Source organism: Chryseobacterium sp. MEBOG07 (genome assembly GCF_021869745.1).
GTDB lineage: Bacteria > Bacteroidota > Bacteroidia > Flavobacteriales > Weeksellaceae > Chryseobacterium > Chryseobacterium viscerum.
Genome location: NZ_CP084579.1, coordinates 55,164 through 74,078 on the forward strand (window position 1 = coordinate 55,164; position 18,915 = coordinate 74,078).

Below are 18,915 nucleotides of genomic sequence, written 5' to 3' on the forward strand. Positions count from 1 at the left end.
TATTATTTTTTAGCAGAAGCTTCTTTCTTTCCACTTCTTAGAATTTTTTCAAGAATTCTTAAAGTGATCAGATAAGTTGGTTTTACTCCTGTAAGGCCAAGACCTCCTGAAGATAATGTACTTCCTGTTTCCAACGGATTATCAGAAGCGTAATACGCATACATCACAAACAGGTCCGGCGAAATGTGGTGTCTGATTTTAGAAGCTACCTGAATAGCTTTCTGATAATGTGCCCCTTCCATTTCAAGACCGATTGCCTTCCATGAAGTATTCATAAAGTATGATAAAATATCTCTGTTTTGCAGTGACGTTCCCAATACTGTAATCATTGGTCCTTCAAAAGCTTTCAGCTCTTCATCATTGAAATCATCAAGTTTTAATGCATTTTCAAATGGATAGTTATCTGCTGTTCCTTCAAAAATATGAGAAGTAGGAATCATAATATCTCCTTTTGCTCCTGTAAGAATTCCCGCTTTCCCCATGATAGATACAGATTTCACCTTCATCATATATATTTCCCCTTTGTGCTCAAAAGGTCTCAACAGCTCATCCATCACTTCGAAAGCCTGCTCACCAAAAGCATAATCGAATACCATTACCACATCATCACCTGAAAACTTGCAGTCTGCAAACGGTGTATTCTTTAAGTCTGTTTTGCTGAGGTCAATGATCTGAACATCGATATTACTTCCACTCTTGTCAGCAATATGAATCATTCCTTCATCCAGCGCATATTTTAAAACTTTATCACGAAGTTCTTTTTTATTTGAAATCTCTTCGTACAGTTTATAGTCAATTTCATGATGCTGTTTCTTTTTAACTGCATTGTTGGCATACAGCATATTTTTCACAGAGTGCATGTTGGCAGAAATAATATGAAGCGGGCGCATGTGAAGGTTGTTATCAAATAAAACCTCTTTCACTTTATTGGCCCATTTCTCACCAAAATAATGGTGTCCTACTCTTTCCTTTAATATAGCGCTGAAATAAACTTCTCTTTCTCTGCTACCTTTCGCATCCTCAAGACTTACTTTTCCTAAGTTGTAGATGATTTTGAATAAACGATCAGGATTATGATCATCACCAAAAGTATTATAAGCTCTTAACGTTTCATCAAAAGATCTTCCTATTAAAGAAGAAAGATGAATAAGTGCTACTTCTTTTTCTTTTCTGCTGAATTTCTTTTCCCCTTTCACGACTTCTTCAATAATTTTGAAAGCACGTGTGGGTTTCCAGTTTTCATTCTGAATGAAAGCCAGATTACGGATTTTATCCGCTTCTATAAATAAAAAGGTAAGGTGGGTAAGAATGTCATAAATTTCGGAACGCCCCAAAAGAACCTCAATATTCATCTGGTGTTCGTCTATTCTATAACAGTTTCTTCTTCTTTTCTTTGGAACAATTGGTTCGAAACTTCCTTTATCAAAACCTTCATCAGATGTAAGATGAATAAAAGCACATTCTTCAATCCCTTCCGGAAGTCTGTCTAATACATACATCAAACCGTCAAGTTCCAATTTGCTTGGAATATTCATGGTTCCATAAATCTCCGGATTGATCGTCTTCAACAAACTTCTGATACTTTCTCCTGAAACACCTCCCGGCTTGAAAAATCCTCTATAAAATAAATGTCTCATAGAGATGTATAATCTTTCAATAGCTTCTGTTGTCTCTCTTGCTCTAGAATTTGTCATAAAATAAATTTCACACAAATATACAAAATCTTTGCCCATCTTATTTTAACTGTCTTTTAATAAGTTGTTTAAAACCTACTGATAAGAAGATGTATTTTAAGATCTATCTTCACTCCTTTTTGTTTAATTATTTAATGTAAAATTGAATATCCATGTTTTATTCTTATATTTATATAGGCATAAGTGGTCATGAAAGTTGTTATTAATATGATTCCTCTTAAGAGATCTATTTTAAAAGCACATTACAGTAAAAGCTCCTATTTTCGGATTTAAAGCCATCCATTTTTAAACTTAAATACAAATTACCCCTCTTCAAAAACGCCAAACAAGTGTTTAAATTATATAAATTTTCAAAACACCCCTAAAATTTTTAGGGTTAAAATGTTTTCAATTCATTTTTTTTGTAAATTTGCCCTGTAAAAAATCACCCAAATATGTCAACCTTAAGATTCAAAGCATTAGAAACCCTACCATTTAAGGATTTCAGAAAAGACAACGCTGTCGAAATCCCTGCAAAATTATCTGAACTTTTCTGTAAAAATGTTTTCTCAGAAGAAACAATGAGAGAATATTTAACAAAAGAAGCATTCAATTCTATTATGGATGCTATTAAAAAAGGAACTAAGATCCAGAGACATATCGCAGATCAGGTAGCGGTAGCGATGAAAGACTGGGCAATGAGCAAAGGTGCAACTCACTACACGCACTGGTTTCAGCCTTTAACAGGGACTACTGCGGAAAAGCACGATTCTTTCTTTACCCCAATTGAAGGAGGAAGAGCGATTGAAAGATTCAGCGGAAGCATGCTAATCCAGCAGGAACCTGATGCATCATCTTTTCCTAACGGAGGTATCAGAAATACTTTTGAAGCAAGAGGTTATACAGCTTGGGATCCTACATCTCCGGCATTCATCATGGGAACTACATTGTGTATTCCTTCAATCTTTATCTCTTATACCGGAGAAACATTAGATTACAAAACACCACTTTTAAGATCTCTAAGTGCTGTGGATGATGCTGCTACGAATGTAATGCAGTATTTTGACAAAAACGTTACCAAGGTAACTCCTACTTTAGGTTGGGAGCAGGAATATTTCCTTGTTGATTCAGCATTATACCAGTCACGTCCGGACCTTGTATTAACAGGTAAGACATTATTAGGACATTCTCCTGCAAAAGGACAGCAGCTGGATGACCATTATTTCGGTTCTATTCCTACAAGAGTAATGAACTTCATGAAAGAATTGGAAATCGAATGTATGAAATTGGGAATTCCTGCAACAACAAGACATAACGAGGTTGCTCCAAACCAATTCGAGCTTGCTCCAATGTTTGAAGAAGTGAACGTTGCTGTAGACCACAACTCTTTGTTGATGGACATCATGGCAAGAGTAGCTCACAAACACCATTTCCATATTCTTTTCCACGAAAAACCTTTCGCAGGAGTAAACGGAAGCGGAAAGCACAACAACTGGTCTTTGGCAACAGATACAGGTGAAAACCTATTAAGCCCGGGAAAAAATCCAAAGAAAAACTTACAGTTCTTAACATTCTTTGTTAACACAATTAAAGCTGTACATGAATATGCAGATCTTTTAAGAGCAAGTATTGCTTCTGCAAGCAATGATCACAGACTTGGTGCCAACGAAGCTCCACCAGCAATTATTTCCGTATTTATCGGAAGTCAGTTGTTCAGTGTGTTGGAAGAACTTGAAAAAGTAACCAACGGAAAATTATCTCCGGAAGAGAAAACAGAATTAAAATTAAACGTAGTTGGAAAGATTCCTGAAATCTTATTAGACAATACTGATAGAAACAGAACTTCTCCATTTGCATTTACAGGAAATAAATTTGAAATCAGAGCTGTAGGTTCTTCTGCTAACTGTGCAGAATCTATGACTGTAATGAACACTATTGCAGCGAAGCAGCTGAATGACTTCAAAAAAGAAGTAGATAAACTTATCGAAGGTGGATTAAAGAAAGATGAAGCGATATTCAATATATTAAGAGAGTACATCAAGCAATCTAAGAACATCATGTTTGAAGGTGATGGATATTCTGATGACTGGGCAAAAGAAGCTAAGAAAAGAGGATTGAACAACCTGAAAACTACTCCGGAAGCTCTTAAACAGGAAATGGACAAAAAATTCTTAGACCTTTATGAGGAAATGGGAATTTTCAACCACAGAGAAGTTGAAGCGAGAAACGAAATCAAATTAGAAAAATATTCTACCGTTATCGATATTGAAGCAAGAGTTTTAGGTGATATCGCAAGAAACCACATCATTCCTTCTGCTTTAAACTATCAGAACAGATTGATTGAAAACGTAAAAGGTCTTAAAGAGATCTTCGGAGATAAAGATTTCAAGCCATTGGCGAAAGAACAGATGAGCTTAATTACAAGCATTTCTGAAAATGTTTCTAAAATCAAGCTTGGTGTTGAAGATCTTCTTAAAGCCAGAGAAACGGCAAAAAATATATCAGACAGCCAAAAACAGGCAGAACAATACTGCAACAAAGTAAAACCATTATTCGATCCTATCAGAGAAGCTTCAGATGCTTTGGAAATGATGGTAGATGATGAGCTTTGGCCAATGACAAAATACAGAGAAATGTTATTTACAAAATAACCTCTGTAAAGTTCCATATTAGTTCAAATTCCCCGGTTTTCCGGGGAATTTTTTATTTTATTTAAAACACTAATAGACAAAGACTTCCACAACTTCAAAATTGGTACAGAATTTAATTTTACCTTTGTTTTCATTATGAAAATCCTCATCGTAGAAGACAACAAAGAGCTCGCCCAAAGCATGGAATATTATCTTGAAGGCGAGAACTATATCTGTGAATGTGCTTACCATTACAGTGAAGCCCTGGAACGTCTGAGCTTCAATTCATATGACTGCATTTTACTGGATATTATGCTGCCCGACGGAAACGGATTGAACATTTTAAATTACATTAAAACCGAAAAAATCAACAGCGGAATTCTCATTATTTCTGCTAAAAATGCATTAGACGACAAAATAAACGGACTGGAAAAAGGAGCCGACGATTATATTACAAAACCTTTCCATCTCCCAGAACTGCATGCCAGATTAAGAGCTGTTTACCGCAGGAAAAAAATGGATGGCTACAGTGAAGTCAAATTCAATGAAATACTATTAAATACAGATACATTCGAGGTTGCCATTCATAAAGCAAGACTGGAAGTTACTCAAAAAGAGTTTGAATTATTGCTCTATTTTCTCGTCAATAAAAACCGCGTATTATCAAAGCAATCCATCGCCAATCATCTTTGGGGCGACTATACAGATAATTTGGCTAATTTTGACTTTGTGTATCAGCACGTCAAAAATCTGAGAAAAAAAATAGGGGCTGCCCAGGGAAATGACTATATCGAAACCATCTACGGTTTGGGCTACAAGTTTAATGCTTTAAAATATAATGGTTCATGAATTTATTGAATAAAATATCGGTCTGGTTTATTGCCATTGTATTGCTTGTCACCCCTGTAAGCATGTATATTTCGTACACCAGTATAAAAAAGCGCCTTGACAGTGTTGAAATCGAAAGACTTAAAAACGTCAATAACTACGTCATCAACCAGATAAAAAAAGGTGAAGCTCCCGCAAAAACTTCCCAGGGACTTCCAATTTCTGTAAGCTTATTTAAAGGAAAAAATATTCCCGCAGAACCTCAGGTTATTCACACCTGTCTGGAAAACAAAGGCGTTTCAAAGAATGAATGTAAAATTCTGATCAATTCCTACGCAAAAGTTGACAACACAACTTACAGGATATCTTCATACGGTTATATTACCGCCACCCAGCAGATCATGGACGGAATGCTGGTTGCATTTTTTTGGAAAGTACTATTAATCACAGTCATCGTTTTCATTACCGCAAGAATTCTATCTCGATTTATTTTAAAACCTTTTCACCATGCCATCAATGGATTGCAGCAATTCAGTATTCAGAAAAAAGAACGCCTGCAGCTTTTACCCACAAGCACAAAAGAGTTTAAAAAATTAAATGAATTTCTGAAAACAATGACAGACAAGGCGCTGGAAGATTATGCTTCAATGAAAGAGTTTTCAGAAAACGCTTCGCATGAAGTTCAGACACCTCTAGCCATTATCCAGAACAAAATTGAACTGCTTTCACAAACAGAGATTAATGAAAATCAAGCTATTTTATTAACCGACATTCAAAACTCCATTGATAAACTGAGCAGAATAAACCGTTCATTAATTCTTCTGACCAAGCTTAACAACAATGAATTCCTGACCGATGATGAGTTGAAATTCTGCCGTGTGGAAAGAGAAGCATTATGCATGTATGCCGATCATCTCGCCCTGAAGAATATTACCTTAAACAGAAATTGTGAAAAGAGTGTTTTTGTCAAAATTCATCCGGCATTAGCAGAAATTCTATTGAGTAATCTCCTTTCAAATGCAATCCGTCATAATCTTGAAGGAGGGAAAATTGAAATCAATTTAACGCATAATTACTTTCAGATCAGCAACACCGGACTGCCACCCCATGTTCCCACACAGGAACTGTTTAAAAGATTCAAAAAAAGCAATCAGTCCCAAGAAAGTATAGGACTCGGACTTTCTATTGTGAAACAAATCTGTGAGGTAAATGACTTTTCTGTTCATTATGATTTTGCAGACGGATGGCACAGTATCACCGTATATTTCGACAATACCAAAGTACACAAATCATCAATTTCTAAAAGGATATTAACTGAAAATACAATGGCTTTTGAAAGCGTAGAACAGATAGTAAATTTTGCTAAATAACTGCCGCTTTCATTATTTTTTCTAACTTCAAATTTGCTTCAAAATGTATTTTTTACTTTGAAAAAAGAAAAATACGTTAAATGCTTTCAAGAGTTTTTATTCTCGCATTATTATCCGTCTTTTTTGTCAACAACGTACAAGCACAGGAAGTTCTCACACTTCAGTCTGCGCTGGAAACGGCCGTTCAAAATTACGGATCTATCAAAGCCAAGGAATCTTATCGGCAATCATCAAAGGAGTCGATAGAGCTGGCAAAACGGCAATACCTGCCTAATCTTAACATCAGTATTCAACAGGATTACGGAACAGTCAACGGACAAAACGGTCCTCTGTATGGTTTCGGAGGATATGGAGTAGCTTCATCCGGACTTCCGCTCCCCGATCAAAACTGGAATGCTTCTTTCGGAGCCTTATATTTAGCCAATGTCAACTGGGAGTTTTTCTCTTTTGGAAAAGCCAAACAAAGAGTGAAAGTTGCAGAATCTAAAAATCAGAGAGACACTAAAGATGTATCTGATGAAATTTTCCAGCACAAAGTAAAAGTCACAGCCGCTTATCTGAATGTTTTAGCCGCTCAAAAATTAAAACTTTCCTATGCCCGAAATCTCGGAAGAACCGATACGATCAGAAGAATCGTTGAGGTAAAAGAAAAAAACGGCATTGTTCCGGGAGTTGATTTATCCCTTGCAAAAGCAGATTACGCCAATGCAATGATCACCTACACCAAAGCAAAAGACAACGAGCAGGAGCAGGAAAACAAGCTCGCCCAATTGCTGGGAATTCCGGCTCAGGAGTTTGTGCTCGACAGCACTTTATTAAAAAGAATTCCTGAAGAGTTCCCTACAGAAAAGAGTTCTTCTTTGGAAAGCCATCCTCTATTGGCATTATATAAAAGCAGAATCAATGTAAGTGAACAGGAAAAACAATTCCTGAAAACACAATATTATCCGTCATTTTCAATGGTTGGTATTTTCCAGACAAGAGGTTCTGGATTTGGAAACGGGTATGCACAAAATCAAAATGACTATTCCACCTCTTACTGGGACGGCATTCACCCTACAAGAAGCAACTACCTTCTTGGGATCGGTGTTTCATGGAACTTCACACAAACCTTTAGGCTATCAAAGGAAATAAGCGCTCAGGAGTATGTAAGCCAGGGTTTACAACATGAATATGATCTTGCAGAGCAACAATTGAAAGCCCAGCTGGATCTATCTGATAATAAATGGAAAAACGCCATCCTGATTTATGATCAGGTTCCGGTTCAGCTTAAATCTGCCGGAGACGCTTATATTCAGAGGTCTGTTCTCTACAAAAATGGTTTAACAGATCTCGTTGATTTGTCTCAGTCCATTTATGCACTGGTAAGAGCCGAAACAGACAGAGATATCGCGATTACCAATGTGTGGAATGCTTTATTGTTAAAAGCTGCCGCCATGGGGGACTTCTCTGTTTTCGAAAACGAACTGTAAGATTAATATCAATTATAATCAATAGTATTTCAATGAACTTAATAAGATTTGCATTAAGAAAACCCATTACGATTTTAGTGATTGTTGCCGGGCTGTTTTTCTTCGGATTACGGTCGGTAAGCTCTATTAAAGTCGACATTTTTCCAAAATTGGATTTACCTGTAATCTATGTTTCCCACCCTTTCAGCGGATATACCCCGCAACAGATGGAAGCATTTTTTGCCAAACAATACATCAATATTTTCCTCTTCGTAAACGGGATTAAAAGTATTGAAACCAAAAATATTCAGGGACTGACTTTAATGAAAATTAATTTCTATCCCGGAACCGATATGGCACAGGCTGCAGCAGAGCTAAACTCTTTTTCCACCAGAATTCAGGCCGCCTTTCCGCCAGGCTCCAATCCTCCTTTTATCATCCGTTTTGATGCTTCTACTCTTCCGGTGGGACAGCTTGTTTTGAGTAGTGACAAAAGATCAAACAATGAATTGCTTGATCTCGCGAATGTATACGTCCGATCCACTTTCACCTCCATTCCGGGGATTGTTTCATCTCCTCCCTTTGGGGGAAATATCCGTACGGTGGTCATCAATGCCAACCCGGATTTGCTCCGTCAGCATAATATGACCCCCGATCAGCTTGTGGAAGCCTTACGTCTGAACAACCAGACAGCGCCTTCAGGAAACGTAAGAATAGGAGATAAATATTATATTACTCCGACTAATACGATGATTAAAAATGTAAAGGATTTTGAAAATATTCCTTTGTATAAGGGCAGTGTTCAGAATCTTTATTTAAGAGATGTTGCCACAGTTACCGATGGAGCAGATATGACTTCCGGCTATGCTTTAGTCAATGGCCGGCGTTCCGTTTATCTGAGTATTGCTAAAAGTGCCGATGCTTCTACCTGGGATGTGGTTCAGAATTTGAAAAAACAATTGCCACAGATTCAATCCAATCTTCCGGATGATGTGAAAGTCAGTTTTGAATTTGACCAGTCTACGTATGTAATCAATTCTGTTAAAAGTTTATTGAGTGAAGGAACCATTGGCGCCATACTCACCGGATTGATGGTTATTTTATTCCTCGGGGATATCAGAGGTGCATTGATTGTGATCCTCACCATTCCGACCTCCATTATTTCGGCAGTTTTATTTTTAAATCTTTTCGGTCAGACCATTAATATCATGACCTTAAGCGGACTTGCCCTCGCCATCGGAATTCTCGTGGACGAAAGTACCGTTACCATAGAAAATATTCACCAACATCTGGATATGGGCAAACCAAAATCTCTCGCGGTCTGGGATGCCTGTAAGGAAATTGCCTTCCCGAAATTGCTAATCTTATTCTGTATTTTGGCGGTTTTTGCGCCTGCATTTACGATGGGAGGAATTCCAGGATCGCTGTTCTTACCTCTTGCGCTGGCGATCGGTTTCAGTATGATTGTTTCTTATTTTCTTGCGCAGACCTTCGTTCCCATCATGGCCAACTGGATCATGAAAGTGAAGCATCACAAAGCAAAAGACGGACATATTCTGACAGATTCCGAGGAATTACAGGCAGCAGGCTTAAGTGATGAAAGTGATACATGGAGCCAGAAAGAAATTCTGCTCCAAAATGAAGACAGCAACCGTGATGGCAAAGTAAGCTTGTTTGAGAAAATACGTTTCCGTTACCTTAAATTTTTAGACCGGATCATGCCCTACAGAAAGATATTGGTTTCAGCTTATATTATACTGATGATGGCAATGGTTGCCTTATTCCTGAACAGTATCGGACGAGATGTTTTACCGCAGGTAAATGGAAATCAATTTCAGGTAAGAACGCGTATTCCTGACGGAACAAGGATTGAAAAAAACGAACTTCAAACTTTAAAACTATTGGATGGAATTAAAGAAATTGTAGGAAAAGACAATGTTTCGATCACCTCTGCGTATGTAGGAACACACCCTACTCTTTTCTCGGTAAGTCCGATTTACCTTTGGATGGCGGGTTCCCATGAAACAGTATTACAGGTTGGCTTACATGAGGATTATCACACCAACATGGATGATTTGAAAGACAAAATCAGAGAGAAAGCGAAAAGCATTAATCCTGATATGAAATTATCTTTCGAACCGATAGAATTAACAGAAAAAATCCTTAGCCAAGGTTCTCCAACACCTATTGAAGTACGATTGTCGGGAAGGGATAAAAGCATGAATGAAGCGTATGCTAAAAAAATAGAGACAGAGCTTAAAAAGATTCCGTATTTAAGAGATGTTCAGATAGGGCAATCTATAAAATATCCAGCACTAGACATCAGTGTTGATCGTGTTCGTGCGGCTCAATTGGGTATTGACATGTCTGATGTTTCACGTTCGCTGGTGGCTTCTACATCATCTTCAAGGTTTACAGAAAAAAATATCTGGACGGATGAAAAAGCAGGCTACAGCTACAATGTACAGGTTCAGATCCCTGAAAATAAAATGAACAGTAAAGAAGAAATTGCAGGAATTCCGTTGCTAAAAAACACCAACAGACCGAATTTGGGAGATGTAGCAACCATTAAAAACAGCTTTACTTACGGTGAAACCGACAACCTGGGAGCAATGCCTACATTAACGGTTACTGCAAACCTTAATCATACCGATTTGGGAACAGCTTCAAAAGATGTACAAAAAGTCATTGATAATATCGGAGAGCTTCCGAGAGGGCTTAATATCCAAATGATTGGTTTGAGCCAGACTTTACATGAAACCTTAAGCAGTTTACAAAGTAGCCTGATCATTGCGATCGTCGTGATTTTCTTAATGCTGGCTGCCAACTTCCAGTCTTTCAAAGTTTCAGCGGTTGTATTAACAACAGCTCCGGCAGTTTTAGTGGGATCATTGGCTTTATTAATCATCAGCGGATCAACGCTTAATCTTCAATCCTACATGGGAATTATCATGTCGGTTGGGGTTTCAATCTCCAATGCGGTCTTATTAATCACCAATGCAGAGCAATTAAGAAAACATAATGGAAATGCTTTACTTTCTGCCAGAGAAGCCGCAGCGTTGAGGTTAAGACCTATCGTAATGACTGCTTTAGCGATGGTTGTAGGAATGATTCCTATGGCTTTGGGATTGGGAGAAGCCGGAGATCAGGTTTCGCCACTTGGAAGAGCCGTGATCGGAGGTTTGGTCGCATCTACTTTTGCAGCCCTTTTCATTCTTCCGCTAGCCTTTGCATGGGGACAAGGAAAAGCAACCACTCAAAGTGTTTCCCTTGATCCTGAAGACGAAGAAAGCATTCACTTCATGCCCGAAATTGTAAAATAATAAGCTTTTAAAAATAAAATATGAATCGATTATATAAATATCTAATCCCGACAATACTTGTTTTCAGCTTGCAGAGCTGTGGACATGAGGAAAAAAAGGAAGTAAAAAAATCTGCAGAGCCTTCATCCCCTGAAATTGAAACGGTGAATCCCAAGCAGGAAGAGTTTTCTTCATCAACAGCCATTCCTGGGGAGCTGCAGCCTTATCAGAAAGTGGATGTCTATGCTAAAGTAAGCAGTTTTGTTAAAAAATTATACGTGGATGTTGGAAACGAAGTAAAAGCAGGACAATTGCTGGCCACTTTAGAGGCTCCTGAGATCAATTCTCAGCAAAGTGCTGCCTCATCGGCTTTGAAATCAAAGGAAGCGCTATATATTGCCAGTAAGGCAAAGTATGACCGTTTAAAAGAAACCAGCAAAACTCCGGGAACAATTTCTGCTCTTGATCTGGAACAGGCTTTAGCGGCTCAAAAATCTGACATGGCTCAATTGGAAGCTGCAAAAGCATCTTACCGTGAAGTGGCTGATGTTAAAAACTATTTGCAGATCAGAGCTCCATTTAGCGGAAACATTGCAACGAGAAATGTAAGTGCAGGAGCTTATGTAGGCCCATCAGGAAAAGGATCGGATCTTCCGATGTTCAGTCTGGTTCAGCAGGACAGATTACGTTTGGTTGTGAATGTCCCGGAATCTTACACCGGATTGCTGAATAAAAATGGAGCTATAAAGTTTTCAATTCAATCTATTCCGGGTGAAACATTCACAGCAAGTGTGTCGAGATTTGCAGGCGCTTTAGACAACAAATTACGTTCTCAATGGGTGGAAATGGATGTTTATAATAAAGACAAAAGACTTTTACCGGGAATGGTTGCCAACGTAATTCTTCCTTTAAGTGAAAACAACAAGTCATTGTCTGTTCCCACTTCTGCTGTTCTCAACTCTACCTTGGGGGTATTCGTTATTAAAGTAGAAAAAAACATAGCCCATTGGGTACCTGTAACTTCAGGAATTGCTAATGGCGATATCACCACGATCATTGGGCAGGTATCGTCAAGCGACGTAATTGTTAAGAGTGCATCAGAAGAAATCCGTGATGGACAAAGTATTAGAATTAAACTCCCAAAATAGGCTCATAACCATCTGTTTATTAACAAAAATTATAATCTGTCTTTCTGGTATAAAAAATTAAAAAACACACTCATGAAGGATAAAGTGAAATAAGTTTGTTAAAGAATCTTAATAAAAAAAACCGCACACTTACCAAAAACAGGCTGTTGCGGTTTCTTTTTCTTTAACATATGTAAATAATATGTTAAAATGTGTTAAAGTAAGATCCTGATAATTATCATAACAGGGGTCTTTTATTTGGAATCTCTACTTTTGTATTGCTTTTGAAAATAAATTTTCCTTTTTAACACGGATAATCAAATATATATGAAGAAAAGAGTTTTGTTTTATTTAGTTGCTTTAGTTACTACAGTTTCAATGCAATCGTGTGCTACAAATTATGTGGTTTCAAAACCAGCAACTTACGCAAAAGAATACAAAACAGATGCCAAACTAGCTTCTATAGATAACAAAAAAATGGAGCAGGATAAGCAGAAACTTATCGACTCTTTTCTTGCTGAAAAGGCTGCATCTATAGCAAATGCTAAAAAAGCAATTAAGAATTCTGAGATTGCGAAAGTAATCAAACATAATAAAACCATTGATGGTATCCTTACAGAAGCTGAAACATACCTTGGAACTCCTTACAGATACGGAGGGACTACAAGAAACGGTATAGATTGTTCAGCTTTCGTTCTTTCTGTATTCGGAGCAGCAGCAGGTCTTAGCTTACCAAGAGTAGCAGCATCTCAAGCTCAGGAAGGGGAAAGAATTGAAAAAGGAGAATTACAGAAAGGAGACTTAATCTTCTTTTCTCATGGAAGAAGAATTTCTCACGTAGGTATTGTAGAAAGTGTTACTGAAGAAGGTGAGATCAAATTTATTCACGCAGCAACTTCAAAAGGAGTCATGATTTCTTCACTGAATGATTCTTATTGGGGACCTAAGTTCAGATTCGCGAAAAGAGTAATCAATGAAGAAGGAGAATCTTACAACAACTTAGCATCTGTAACTCCTGCTACACCCGCAAATTTTTAATTTTATAAATAATTGATTTAAATAATGAAGCCATCAGATTCCTGATGGTTTTTTTATGTGCTTTATTTATAGTAATTTTTGGTAAAGCCAATGGAATAGATAACTAAAGAAAAAAGCGGACTAAAGCCCACTCCTATTGAATCAATATTATATTTTTTATAATAGCCAGTACATGGCTAGGGACATCAGCTGTGCTTATCAATTTCAATATCCAGCTTATATAACAGTCCATATATTTCGGAAAGGGAAAATTTGGCCTTTTTAAGCCTATTTAAAGCCGGATCTATTGAATAGTTGACCGAGGTTCTGAAATCTGCCTTTTCGAGGTTTGTATTATCGAAAACAGCGCCTGACAGATCACAGTTACTGAAGACTGCATTGGATAAATCACATTCAGCAAAGTCTACCTCAATTAATTTAGAGTTTTTGAAAACTGCTTTCTTAACGGATGTTTGATAGAAAACAGAATTATTCAAAGCACTTGCATCAAATCTAAAAGATAATCCGAATGGATTACAATCATTAAACTGAAGCCCAAACATTTTGCATTCTTTGAAAATCACATTGTGAAAAGCAGTCTTGATAAGCTTTGCCATGCTGAGGTTGCACTCCACAAATTCACAATCTGTAAAACTGAATCCCGACAGGTTAGCATATTCAAAATTACAGTTCCTGAATGTACAGTTTTCATACTCACCTTTTTCAAACTGAGAAACATCTGTATTTTCAAAATCCTGATCCAGGATATAAGCTTCTTTCATATTTTTTATGATTTATAAAATGAGAACACACTCCGTCATCTGACCGATTTTTAAACAACAGTAAAAACTTTCGTCCTTTTTGCGATTTTGTATTTCCGCTTCAAAGACAGTTATACCAGGCTGTTCTTATCCGAATAATTAAGCTTAAAGAAGATAAAAGTCATGATAGAGAATGCCAGCAAAGAACTTCCCCCGTAACTGAAATACGGAAGAGGAATCCCAACGGTAGGGAAAAGCCCCATAACCATCCCCAAATTGATTGAAAAGTGCATCATTAGAATAGATGCAAAGCAATATCCGAATACGCGGTTAAAAGCAGATTTCTGTTTTTCTGCGAGATAGTATATTCTTCCGATATAGACCATATAACACAGGATAAGGGTAGCACTTCCTAAAAAGCCCCATTCTTCTCCTACCGTACAGAAAATATAATCCGTTTCCTGCTCTGGCACAAATTTCCCTTGGGTAACAGATCCTTCACGGTATCCTTTCCCCCAGATTCCACCGGAACCTATAGCTGTTTTGGAATATAATAAGTTGTATCCTGAAGTATCTCTGAATGCTTTCTCACCTTTATAAAGAACCTCAATTCTTTCTCTCTGGTGTTTAGGAAGCTTTTCTAGAACATAAGGAGAACCGAAAGCCAGTCCACATAATAAAATAATAGATCCGGCAATTCCTGAAATTGAAATCACATCCCATGACATTCTATGATAATTCATAGCAATAAGAACACCAGCAATCAGCAAAATAGCTGCTGCAACATAGATGGGAGGAATCGCTAATGACACCAGAAAAACTCCGGCAAAAACAAATCCTACACCGAATAAAAGACCATTAAGCCCCTCTCTGTATAAAGCGATGAAAAATGCAATAAACACAAGCATGGAACCTACATCCGGAATAGCCAGAACAACCGCTGCCGGAATACCGATAATCGCTAAAATAGTCCATAGAGACTTCTTATTTTTAAGATTAAAATCCGGTCCGGAAACATAATTGGCCACCATAAGCGCTGTCCCGATTTTTGCGAACTCAACAGGCTGCATGGTAAAACTACCAAACTTATACCAGTTCTTTTGCCCCAGGATCTCCTTACCAAATGGAAAAAGCCCTACCAGTAAAAGAACACCGCCAATATAAATAATTCCGGACATATTTTCGAAGAACTTACTTCTTCCAACGAATATAATAAGCCCCACAAATAAGGAGATACAGAAGAAAACCAATTGTTTCTCCCCCAGTTTCTGGTCAACACTGTAGATATTTGCAATCGCAAAAATACAAAGCAGGAAATACAGCCCAAGGCCCAGTTTATCTATTCCTTCTGTCCATTTCATTGCTTTACAGGTTTAGCGGATTTATTCTTTTTAGTTTCTTCGTCTATTCTTTTCTGCAGTTTGGCTTTTTGTTGTTTCACAAACTCCAGACTATCCTTTATTCTTTTTTGTTTAATCGAATCAGGTTTAGGGTCGACATATAAACCTTTACGTTTAAGGTCAATCACCCATTGTCTCTTATATTCGGGCATGAAACTGGAAGTGATCATCTTTTTGTAAAGATTTTCACGTTTCAGATCTCCTGTGATATATTTTTCTGCAATTACTGTAGAAGCAGGGCCTGCCCAGGTAGCCCCAAATCCGGCATGTTCCATTACTGCAACCACCACAATTTTGGGTTTATCAGCAGGAGCTATCAATACAAAAATTGAATTATCTTTTCCTTGCGGAACCTGTGCTGTACCTGTTTTAGCCAGCTGGGTAAAGTCATTTGACTTTAATCCACGGGCTGTACCTCTCAAAACTACCGCTTCCATTCCTTTTAAAACCGGTTCGAAATGCTTAGGATCTACAAGTGTCTTATGTTTTACTTTAAATCTCGGATCAGGATTTGGCTTTCCATCAACACCTTTTACAATATGAGGGGTATAATACCAGCCTTTATTTGCGATTGCAGCGACATAGTTAGCCAGCTGAAGAGGGGTGATCATAATATCTCCCTGCCCCATTCCGTTGAAAACGGCTCCTGTCGCTAAAGGATCCCAGTTTTTATAATCTTTTGTTGAACCACTCGCCTTAAGAATAGATTTCATTCTTTTCTCATAAAACTCACCGCTTGGAATTTTTCCTCTTGCACCTGAGGCCAGATCATTATTTAAAAATTCCCCGACTCCGAAACTGTTCATGATTTTTTTCCATTCATCAACCCCTTTGGAAGGATTTCCAGGATATTTATTGACAATTGCTAAATAAGCATAAGAGAAAAAACAGTTACTGGAAATCTGAATGGATGGAATTAATGGGTCTGCTCCCCCGTGTCCTTTAATTCTTAATCCACGATAATTAAACCCACCGCCACAAGGGAAAACTGTATTTTCGGTCATTACTCCCATTTGCATCGCAGCAAGAGCTGTCAGCAGTTTGAATGTAGAACCTGGAGGATACGCTGCCTGAACAGACCTGTCAAACATGGGCTTATTTTCGTAAAGCGTATCTTTATTTAAAGCGTAAATATTTTTGGATTTATAGGGTCCTGTAAATAAATTAGGATCCACATCAGGACCTGTTGCCAGGGTTAAAATATCCCCGTTATTCGGGTCGATGGCAACAATGGCTCCATGCTTATTAACAAGCATTTCTTCTGCTGTCCTTTGAAGATCATAATCAATTGTTAAAGTAATATCCTTTCCGGTAATAACGTCTTTATCTAAAGTCCCATTTTTGTAAGAACCAACGTTTCGGAGTCTGATATCTTTTTGGATATATTTTACTCCTTTTACTCCACGAAGTTCTTTTTCATAGGATTTTTCAATCCCTTTCTTACCGATAAAATCACCAGGAAGATAATATGTAGAATCTTTTTTAATTTCGGGTTCATTTACTTCGCTGGTATATCCCAAAAGATTTCCAGAAGTAGAAACTTCATATTGACGCTGAGGTCGCTGTACAATAGTAAAAGCGGGATATTTAAAAATAATTTCCTGAACTCTTGCAATATCTTCTCTGCTGAGATCTTTTAGAAAAGTCATCGGAGTCAGCTTTGAGTAATATTTTTCTTTTTTAATGATATTGATTCTTTGGATAAAATCTGCTTTATTGATCTTCATCAGACTACAGAATCCAAGTGTATCAAAATCCGGTCTCATTAATCCCTGCGTAAAAGATATCTCATAAGCAGGCTGGTTTCCCACCATGATTTTACCGTTCCTGTCAAAAATAACCCCGCGCTGAGGGATAACATACTCAGTCTTAATGGAAGTATTGGCAGCATTCAGTGCGTAACGGTCTGTAAACAACTGCAAATACGCAAGCCTCGCCACAAAAATAAGGGCGATGGTAACAAGGATGGAAAAAATTTTAAAATAACGTGTGTTCAAACTTTTTGTTTGATTTTAAATATTAATGCGTAGATGACTATAAAGATAAACGAAATTACACTTGTCACCAAGACATTAAATAATATTTCAAAAAACCTGCTAAACTTAAAGAACTCGATATACTGTAATAAAAGCTGATGCAGGAAAATACTTGAAAATAAAAACAGCAAAAACTGCGCCCATTGAAGGGACTGAAAAGAGAAAAAGTCGGTAGACGTATCTGTGGAAGTCCTGAAGATCAACGTTCTGAAATAAGCAATCAACGTTGTCGCAAATGCATTGATCCCCCACGTATTAAGGAAACCGTCAATAGACAAGCCTATTAAAAAGCTCAATGCCAGGAACTGAAATTTATTTCTAAAAAATGGATAGAACATGACAAACACAGGATATAATACCGGAGTATATTTCCCGAAAAGCGTAATCCTGTTCAATACAAATATCTGTAATGCCACAAGAAAAATCATGATCAATATATCAGTAAATAAAGTCCTGCTAATCATTTTCTTTTTTTATTACAGCCTGCATAGTATCCTGAATCTTCTGCACTTCTGCTTTCTTAAGATTCTTCACTACATACACTTTATTCAACGCTCCCATTTTTTCACTCAGCTCAACGGATATATCCCAGAAGCCGGTTTTGTTGTCTACAGAATACCCTGCAATGGTTCCTATGGTAACACCTTTAGGAAAAATAGCAGATTTACCATCAGTAACAACGGTATCTCCTACTTTTAATGCAACATATTTCGGAATGTCTGCCAGGTGCATGACCCTTGAATTATCTCCATTCCATGTTAAAGTACCAAAATATCCTGAGCTTTTAAGTGCTGCATTAATTCTGATCTTATTTACACTTAAAACCGATTGAACTAATGCATAACTATCTGTAGAATTGATTACAATCCCCGCAATACCTTTTGGCGCCATTACCCCCATTTGAGGAAAGACTCCGTCTCTTCGGCCACGATTGATTGTAAAATAGTTATTTCTTCTGTTGATACTGTTGAAAACAATTTCTCCATCAACAAAAGTATAGATCTGCCCTCCACCAATGGTATCATGAACTCTTTTGAAAACAGGATTCTTCGTCCCGTCTTTTCCATAAAGTTCAGTCATAAGGGCTTTATTCTGAACTACAAGATCTTCGTTGATCTGTTTTAGTTTCAGATAAGAAACTCCTTCATCAATATACCCGGAAACCCATGAGTTGAACGCAGCCGTTTGACCCGCTACCCATGATTTCTGCATTGCATTTCTGGAGAATATCAAAACCAAAGCAATAATTTGCAGGAATATAAAGAAGACGAAAAGAGTGTTCTTCGAAAATAATCTCAGCAAAAATCCCATTCAGATATA

Annotated in this window: 13 protein-coding genes; 7 read left to right on the plus strand and 6 right to left on the minus strand. The window is 37.5% G+C overall.

The features are described 5' to 3' along the window. Positions 1-2: 2 nt before the first annotated feature. Complete coding sequence (locus LF886_RS00260; RefSeq protein ID WP_236852139.1) at positions 3-1,694, minus strand: DUF6909 family protein; 1,692 nt, start codon at positions 1,692-1,694, stop codon at positions 3-5. A 434-nt stretch (positions 1,695-2,128) separates the two neighbouring features. Between LF886_RS00260 and LF886_RS00265 the strand changes: the two genes are divergently transcribed. The 7 genes from LF886_RS00265 (at position 2,129) to LF886_RS00295 (ending at position 13,419) form a co-directional block, all read left to right on the plus strand. Further along, on the plus strand, positions 2,129-4,324 hold the full coding sequence (locus LF886_RS00265) for a glutamine synthetase III (RefSeq protein WP_236852140.1): 2,196 nt from the start codon (positions 2,129-2,131) through the stop codon (positions 4,322-4,324). A gap of 135 nt (positions 4,325-4,459) precedes the next feature. After that, on the plus strand, positions 4,460-5,152 hold the full coding sequence (locus tag LF886_RS00270; protein ID WP_103231756.1) for a response regulator transcription factor: 693 nt from the start codon (positions 4,460-4,462) through the stop codon (positions 5,150-5,152). Next, positions 5,149-6,501 (plus strand): sensor histidine kinase, encoded by a 1,353-nt coding sequence (locus LF886_RS00275; RefSeq protein WP_236852141.1) that lies wholly within the window; start codon positions 5,149-5,151, stop codon positions 6,499-6,501. The genes LF886_RS00270 and LF886_RS00275 overlap by 4 nt, the downstream gene beginning before the upstream one ends. Before the next feature lie 80 nt (positions 6,502-6,581). Continuing rightward, complete coding sequence (locus LF886_RS00280) at positions 6,582-7,973, plus strand: TolC family protein (RefSeq protein ID WP_236852142.1); 1,392 nt, start codon at positions 6,582-6,584, stop codon at positions 7,971-7,973. Positions 7,974-8,005: 32 nt separating this feature from the next. Continuing rightward, entirely contained in the window at positions 8,006-11,275 is a 3,270-nt protein-coding gene (locus tag LF886_RS00285) for an efflux RND transporter permease subunit (RefSeq protein WP_236852143.1), read from the plus strand. Positions 11,276-11,295: 20 nt separating this feature from the next. Continuing rightward, on the plus strand, positions 11,296-12,402 hold the full coding sequence (locus LF886_RS00290; RefSeq protein WP_236852144.1) for an efflux RND transporter periplasmic adaptor subunit: 1,107 nt from the start codon (positions 11,296-11,298) through the stop codon (positions 12,400-12,402). 306 nt (positions 12,403-12,708) lie between these two features. Beyond that, positions 12,709-13,419 (plus strand): C40 family peptidase, encoded by a 711-nt coding sequence (locus tag LF886_RS00295; protein WP_236852145.1) that lies wholly within the window; start codon positions 12,709-12,711, stop codon positions 13,417-13,419. Between the two features lie 185 nt (positions 13,420-13,604). On the opposite strand, the gene LF886_RS00300 is transcribed toward LF886_RS00295, so the two are convergent. From LF886_RS00300 to mreC, 5 genes are all read right to left on the minus strand, one after another. Continuing rightward, positions 13,605-14,180 carry a pentapeptide repeat-containing protein gene (locus LF886_RS00300; protein ID WP_236852146.1) on the minus strand — a complete coding sequence of 192 codons (576 nt, stop codon included), beginning with the start codon at positions 14,178-14,180 and terminating at the stop codon, positions 13,605-13,607. Positions 14,181-14,290: 110 nt separating this feature from the next. Continuing rightward, positions 14,291-15,520 carry a rod shape-determining protein RodA gene (gene rodA, locus LF886_RS00305; protein WP_236852147.1) on the minus strand — a complete coding sequence of 410 codons (1,230 nt, stop codon included), beginning with the start codon at positions 15,518-15,520 and terminating at the stop codon, positions 14,291-14,293. Continuing rightward, positions 15,517-17,556 (minus strand): peptidoglycan D,D-transpeptidase FtsI family protein, encoded by a 2,040-nt coding sequence (locus LF886_RS00310; protein WP_236852148.1) that lies wholly within the window; start codon positions 17,554-17,556, stop codon positions 15,517-15,519. The genes rodA and LF886_RS00310 overlap by 4 nt, the downstream gene beginning before the upstream one ends. After that, the gene (locus LF886_RS00315) at positions 17,553-18,059 is read right to left on the minus strand and encodes a rod shape-determining protein MreD (RefSeq protein ID WP_105683113.1); all 507 of its coding nucleotides are present in this window, start codon (positions 18,057-18,059) and stop codon (positions 17,553-17,555) included. The genes LF886_RS00310 and LF886_RS00315 overlap by 4 nt, the downstream gene beginning before the upstream one ends. Continuing rightward, entirely contained in the window at positions 18,052-18,906 is an 855-nt protein-coding gene (gene mreC, locus LF886_RS00320; protein ID WP_124532627.1) for a rod shape-determining protein MreC, read from the minus strand. The genes LF886_RS00315 and mreC overlap by 8 nt, the downstream gene beginning before the upstream one ends. Between the last annotated feature and the right edge of the window lie 9 nt (positions 18,907-18,915).

What these genes read in the sequence shown, in the direction of transcription:
- LF886_RS00280 (WP_236852142.1), top strand. Translation starts at nt 6,582, where the DNA reads ATGCTTTCAAGAGTTTTTATTCTCGCATTATTATCCGTCTTTTTTGTC.
- mreC (WP_124532627.1), bottom strand. Translation starts at nt 18,906, where the DNA reads ATGGGATTTTTGCTGAGATTATTTTCGAAGAACACTCTTTTCGTCTTC.
- LF886_RS00285 (WP_236852143.1), top strand. Translation starts at nt 8,006, where the DNA reads ATGAACTTAATAAGATTTGCATTAAGAAAACCCATTACGATTTTAGTG.
- LF886_RS00295 (WP_236852145.1), top strand. Translation starts at nt 12,709, where the DNA reads ATGAAGAAAAGAGTTTTGTTTTATTTAGTTGCTTTAGTTACTACAGTT.
- LF886_RS00265 (WP_236852140.1), top strand. Translation starts at nt 2,129, where the DNA reads ATGTCAACCTTAAGATTCAAAGCATTAGAAACCCTACCATTTAAGGAT.
- LF886_RS00300 (WP_236852146.1), bottom strand. Translation starts at nt 14,180, where the DNA reads ATGAAAGAAGCTTATATCCTGGATCAGGATTTTGAAAATACAGATGTT.
- LF886_RS00270 (WP_103231756.1), top strand. Translation starts at nt 4,460, where the DNA reads ATGAAAATCCTCATCGTAGAAGACAACAAAGAGCTCGCCCAAAGCATG.
- LF886_RS00275 (WP_236852141.1), top strand. Translation starts at nt 5,149, where the DNA reads ATGAATTTATTGAATAAAATATCGGTCTGGTTTATTGCCATTGTATTG.
- rodA (WP_236852147.1), bottom strand. Translation starts at nt 15,520, where the DNA reads ATGAAATGGACAGAAGGAATAGATAAACTGGGCCTTGGGCTGTATTTC.
- LF886_RS00315 (WP_105683113.1), bottom strand. Translation starts at nt 18,059, where the DNA reads ATGATTAGCAGGACTTTATTTACTGATATATTGATCATGATTTTTCTT.
- LF886_RS00290 (WP_236852144.1), top strand. Translation starts at nt 11,296, where the DNA reads ATGAATCGATTATATAAATATCTAATCCCGACAATACTTGTTTTCAGC.
- LF886_RS00260 (WP_236852139.1), bottom strand. Translation starts at nt 1,694, where the DNA reads ATGACAAATTCTAGAGCAAGAGAGACAACAGAAGCTATTGAAAGATTA.